Annotated in this window: 1 protein-coding gene; it reads right to left on the reverse strand. The window is 72.6% G+C overall.

The window, feature by feature from the left end:
• Window positions 1-2037 (reverse strand): tetratricopeptide repeat protein (locus QZY48_RS23465; RefSeq protein ID WP_295435638.1); only part of this gene is annotated, 2037 nt, incomplete at its 3' end.
• Window positions 2038-2234: the final 197 nt, after the last annotated feature.

Consider the following 2234-nt stretch of genomic DNA (forward strand, 5'->3'; position numbering starts at 1 on the left):
GCTGAAGTGGCGCGCGACATTCGGGTGATTCGGCCCATAGCCCGCCTCATCGATGGCCAGTGCCCGGCGCATCAGCGCCTCGGCCACGGGCAGTCGGATGGTGGCCGGCAACAGTTGGGCGAGGTTGTTGAGGTCGATCGCGACATTCGGGTGATCCGGCCCGTAGCCCGCCTCATCGATGGCCAGTGCCCGGCGCATCAGCGGCTCGGCCTCGGGCAGGCGGTTGGTGGCCCACAGCAGCGCGGCGAGGTTGTTGAGACGGATGGTGACATTCGGGTGATCCGGCCCATAGCCCGCCTCATCGATGGCCAGTGCCCGGCGTATCAGCGGCTCGGCCTCGGGCAGGCGGTTGGTGTCCTGCAACAGTTGGGCGAGGTTGTTGAGCGCAACGGCGGTCCGCGCATGGTCCGGCCCGAGCCGCTGCTCGGCCAGGTCCAGCGACCAGCGGTCCAGCGGTTCCAGCAGGGCGAAGCGTGCCGCCTCGTAGAAGACCTGTGCCCGCTCCGAAAACCACTCCAGCGCCGCCCCGGCATCCTCGATCCCCCGCTGCTGCACCGCCTCCCGCAACGCCTCCTCATGCCCCGGTGTCACCTCCCGCGGCCCCGCCGGCCGGCAGCGCGCATCGAACCAGTCAAACAGAAAGGCCGAGAGTTCACCCTTGGTCGCGGGGTCCAGTTCCTCCAGGAGGTGCTCGCGCATCAGCCCGTGCAGCCGGTAGCGCCCGTCGGCGCCGGGCTCGCAGAAGGAGAAGCCCATCAGGTCCGCAAAGGCCGTGAGCGGATAGCCGGTGCTGAAGCGCTGGACCAGGGCGGCGAAGAGGTCGCGGTCGAAGGCGTTGGGGCCGGCCAGGCATTCGAGGGTGGCGATCTCCGCCGTGGAGCGCTGGCGCAGGAAGCGGGCCAGGACCTCCGGGTGGGTGGCGCCGAAGTCGTCCGCCGCCGGGGTGCGGCCGGCGGCGGTCAGGTCCAGCCAGGTGTCCACGGCGAGATCGAGATAAAAGGGGTGGGCGCCGGTGGTCGGCGCCGCGGTCCGGGGCGCGCCCGGCGCCGCCTCCGCGGTGGCGCCGTCGATGATGGCGCGGCGCACGAGGGGATCGGGGATCGGGATGGCCTCAAGGTATCGCTGGGCGTCCGGCTCCGCCAGGCCGCCGAGCGGGTGCTGGTCTGCGAGGTAGCCGGCCCACTGGTCCGGGAAGCGCCGGTCCCAGCCCAGGCGCTCGCGGCCGAGGCAGACGAAGAGACAGCCGGGGGCGGCGGCCACCAGTTCGCGCACCCAGGCGTCGGTCTCCAGGGCGGCGGCGCCGGTCTTGTCCGGGCGGTCGCTCCACAGGGTCTCGTAGCTGTCGAGAAAGATCACGGGCGGCGGTGCGGGCCGGTTCGGCGGGGACTGCGCGGCGGCCCGGTGGGCGCACAGGTCCTGGGCGAGGAACCAGGGGAGGCGGTCCAGCAGGTCGGTGGCGTCCAGATGCTCCAGGCCGTTCAAGGCCTCGCACGCCTGTCGGGCGTTGCGTTCCTTGAGCTTGCGACGGGCGTAGTTCAGGAGCTTGAACCCGGCCCCGGCAAGGCCGGAGACGGCCTGGGCCTGGTCGAGCAGGCTGAGTCCCTTGTCCGCGAGGCCGCTCAGGAGCCCCTCCTGCTCGCCGAAGATATCCGCGAAGGCGCGCGCGGGGTCCTCGCCGGGATAGGCGCGCCCCCAGTAGGTCAGGATGGCGACATCGAAGACGCTGAAGCGGATGGGCCCGGACTCCGCCAGGCTGCGGCGCAGTTGCAGCAGGCCGCGGGCGGGCTCGCGCAGCGACTCGACGGCGAAGTCCAGGTGGCCCCAGACCTGGCGGCGCGGCTCTTCGTCGCGCAGGGTCTCGCGGAGCTTGCGGCACAGGGCGGTCTTGCCCGTCCCGCCGACCCCGTGGAAGCCCAGGATGCGGTGCCGGTCCGGCGGCAGGTCCGCGCGGGCGGCCGCGAAGCGGGCGATGGGTCCCTCCCGGTTGGTGAAGATGCGGTTGGCGGCCGGGCGGGCGTAGCGGGAGCGGGGTGACATGGCGGGGTCCCTTCGGCGGTGGTCGGGGCCTGGATTATCCCGGCAGACATCAAGGCAAGCAAGGGGTTGCCGCAGGCGGGGGCCTGTGGGTGGGGCAGGCCGGGGCCGACCGTGGGTCGGGATGCCGTTGCGCGTGCCGGGGCGGCGCTTGGTCCGCACAGCGGACCCTACGGGCCCGTAGGGTCCGCTGTGCGGAC

Source organism: uncultured Thiodictyon sp. (genome assembly GCF_903828115.1).
GTDB lineage: Bacteria > Pseudomonadota > Gammaproteobacteria > Chromatiales > Chromatiaceae > Thiodictyon.